The 3,039-nt window shown below is 67.4% G+C and carries 6 protein-coding genes; 3 read left to right on the top strand and 3 right to left on the bottom strand.

Annotated features, from left to right (window positions below):
- The 3 genes from VFM98_RS10495 to rpmG form a co-directional block, all read left to right on the top strand.
- Nucleotides 1-295 (top strand): FAD-dependent oxidoreductase (locus VFM98_RS10495; RefSeq protein WP_325109869.1); only part of this gene is annotated, 295 nt, incomplete at its 5' end.
- A gap of 262 nt (nt 296-557) precedes the next feature.
- Entirely contained in the window at nt 558-791 is a 234-nt protein-coding gene (gene rpmB, locus VFM98_RS10500; protein WP_325109870.1) for a 50S ribosomal protein L28, read from the top strand.
- A gap of 25 nt (nt 792-816) precedes the next feature.
- Nucleotides 817-990, top strand: coding sequence for a 50S ribosomal protein L33 (gene rpmG / locus VFM98_RS10505; RefSeq protein WP_201676774.1), 174 nt, complete (start codon nt 817-819; stop codon nt 988-990).
- Between the two features lie 64 nt (nt 991-1,054).
- Here rpmG and VFM98_RS10510 read toward each other — a convergent pair whose 3' ends face one another.
- The 3 genes from VFM98_RS10510 to VFM98_RS10520 form a co-directional block, all read right to left on the bottom strand.
- Nucleotides 1,055-1,465, bottom strand: a complete 411-nt coding sequence (locus tag VFM98_RS10510; protein ID WP_325109872.1) for a hypothetical protein — start codon at nt 1,463-1,465, stop codon at nt 1,055-1,057.
- Nucleotides 1,466-1,647: 182 nt separating this feature from the next.
- Complete coding sequence (locus VFM98_RS10515; protein ID WP_325109873.1) at nt 1,648-2,052, bottom strand: hypothetical protein; 405 nt, start codon at nt 2,050-2,052, stop codon at nt 1,648-1,650.
- A gap of 185 nt (nt 2,053-2,237) precedes the next feature.
- Nucleotides 2,238-3,039: DesA/ISL3 alpha bundle tail domain-containing protein (locus tag VFM98_RS10520; RefSeq protein WP_325109874.1), on the bottom strand; the 802-nt coding region annotated here is incomplete at its 5' end.

Raw genomic sequence — 3,039 nt, forward strand, 5'->3', positions numbered from 1 at the left:
CATCCGCCTGAAGGACGTGAACACCGGCGCCACCGAGGACGTGACGCTGCAAGGCTGCTTCATCGCCATCGGCCACTCGCCCAACACCGAGATCTTCCAGGGCCAGCTGGAGATGAAGGACGGCTACATCCTCACCCGCACCGGCCTGAACGGCTTCGCCACCATGACCAGCGTGCCGGGCGTCTTCGCCGCCGGCGACGTGCAGGACCACGTGTACCGCCAGGCGATCACCAGCGCAGGGACGGGGTGCATGGCGGCGCTGGACGCGCAGCGGTTCCTCGAGCAGCAGGAATGACGGTATTTCTCCCTCTCCCCTCTGGGGAGAGGGCTGGGGTGAGGGGCACGCGGCGCTGCTGAAGACACCCTCACCCCAACCCTCTCCCGCAGGCGGGAGAGGGAGCAAGGCAGAGCAGATCCCCGCTTTCAGGCTATAATCGCCGGCTCGGTTGATCTGCGGCCTGGGAAGGCCCGGTCATCCTACGGGTTACCGCCACCCTTCTGGCGAGGTGAGGCGCCCACGCTCAGTGGCCGCCGTATCAAGATATCGGAGAGTGCTGATGGCACGCGTCTGCGACGTGACGGGCAAGGGCCCGATGGTGGGGAACAACGTCTCCCACGCCAACAACAAGACCAAGCGCCGGTTCCTGCCGAACCTGCAATACCGCCGTTTCTGGGTCGAGAGCGAGAACCGCTGGGTCCGCCTGCGCGTGACCAACGCCGCGGTCCGCCTGATCGACAAGAACGGCATCGATTCCGTGCTCGCCGACATGCGCGCGCGCGGCCAGGCTTAAGCCCCAGTCCTGAAGGAGCAGCACCATGGCAAGCAGCAAAGGCGGACGCGAAAAGATCAAGCTGGAGTCCACGGCGGGCACCGGCCACTTCTACACGACCAGCAAGAACAAGAAGACGATGCCCGAGAAGATGTCGATCATGAAGTTCGACCCCAAGGCCCGCAAGCACGTCGAATACAAGGAAACCAAGCTGAAGTGATTCGGCCGGTTCCCCAGGAAAAAGCCCCGCAGTGCGGGGCTTTTTCGTTGGCGCGGCTGGCGCCTCAGCGATAACGCCCGTCGTCCGGATAGCGGTCGCGGTCGTTGCGCACGCCGTCGCCGTCGCGGTCGCGCCGGGTCACCGGGCCGGCACCCAGGATGCGGCCTTGCCGCTCGATGCCGATGGTGGCCTGGCGGCCGAAGGGATCGACGTACACCCGGCGGCCGAAGCGGTCGACGTAGGTGTTGTCCGCGGCGATGGCATGGGTGTAGCCCGAGGCGTCGCGGTAGAAGCGGTTGCCGTTCTGGTCTTCGTAGACGCCGACGCTCCAGGGGGTGCGGGGCTGGGTGTAGGCCGGCCCGCCCAGCACGTTCGTGATGATCTGCGGGATCACGACGCCCAGGTCCTGCGCCGACGCGGCGCCGCCGACCGCCAGTGCGCCCGCCGCCAGGGTGGAAAGAATCAGTTTTTTCATACGTGGTACTCCTGTGCGGAAACTCCGCCTTGTCCGCATTGCAGCGCCCAATGCGGTTGTCGTCCATCGGCCGCTTGCCATAGCGCTGTGCGACCGGGCCATGCCATAAGGTAGTCCTCGGCGCCTGAACGGGCCGTGAATGGAAAGGCCCCCGTGCAGGGGGCCTGCGGTGGCTGGGCCGCTCACCAGTAGCGCGAATCGTCGGGCCAGCGGTCGCGGTAGTTCGGCATGCCGTCGCGGTCGCGGTCGTTCGGGTCGGCCAGGGCGACGTTGCCGTAGATGGGCCGGCCCCAGGCGTCGTAGCCCGTCACGCCGTAGGGCGTGGAAGGCTGCGCCAGGACCTGGCGGCCGTACGCATCGATGTAGACCTGCCGGCCGTACTGGTCGATGAAGACCCGGTTGGTGCTGCCGTAGGGGACGGTGCCCGCCACCACGGCGGGGATGTCGCGGCCGTAGCTGGGATAGGTGTAGGTCGGCTGGCCGAAGCCGAACAGGTTGCCGATCACCGTGCCGAAATCCTGGGCCGATGCCGCGCCGCCGACGCCCAGGGCGCCCGCTGCCACGGCCATTGCGATGTACTTCTTCATGCTGCAATCTCCTGTCAGAAGCGGACGGGTTCCGCTTGCAGCCATTGCAGCCCGGCCCCTCGTCGCGCGCCAGCGGCGCCGGCGCCATCGCAGGTGCGACATGCGCGACCGTTGGCGTAGGCTGTTCCTGCCCGGCCATAAGAAAAGCCCCGCTGAGCGGGGCTTCTTGCAGGAGGCTTGCTGCCTCAGGCGTGCGCGGCGCGCAGCTTGAGCGAGAACTGCTGGAGCGCCTCGATCCCGCTTTCCTCGGCCCGGCGGCACCAGGCTTGCAGGTCGGCGGCGAGCTGCTCGCGCGAGTGGTTGGTGTTGAGCCACATCTGGCGCAGCTCCTCGCGCATGCTGGCCATCTGGTCGAGCACCGGATGCTCGGCACGAGCCTTGGCCAGTTGCGGGCGGGCGGAGGCGGGCACGCGCTCTTCGTCGCGGTGCAGCCAGCGCTTGGCGGCCTTGAGCGACGCGAGGTCCTGGCCCTTGGCCTGCAGGGCTTCGATCTCGGCCTTGCAGGCGCGGCGCATTTCGCGGCCGTAGCGCGCCATCACCTCGTAGCGGTTGGCGATCACGGCCTCGAGCGTCTTCTCGTCGGCCACCGGCTTGATGGTGCCCAGGCGCAGCTTCGGCGGCACCTTCTTCACCGTGGCCCAGCCGATGCGGCGCATCAGGCTGATGTAGACCCAGCCGATGTCGAACTCGTAGGGCTTGACCGAGAACTTGGCCGCGGTCGGGTAGGTGTGGTGGTTGTTGTGCAACTCCTCGCCGCCGATGAGGATGCCCCAGGGGGAGATGTTGGTGCTGGCGTCCGGCGCCTCGAAGTTGCGGTAGCCCCAGTAGTGACCGATGCCGTTGATGATGCCGGCGGCGGACACGGGGATCCACAGCATCTGCACGGCCCAGACGGCCAGGCCGATCGCGCCGAACAGCGCCACGTTGATGATCAGCATCAGCGCCACGCCCTGCCAGCTGAAGCGGGTGTAGAGGTTGCGCTCGATC

The organism is Ramlibacter sp. (assembly GCF_035706265.1).
GTDB lineage: Bacteria > Pseudomonadota > Gammaproteobacteria > Burkholderiales > Burkholderiaceae_C > Ramlibacter.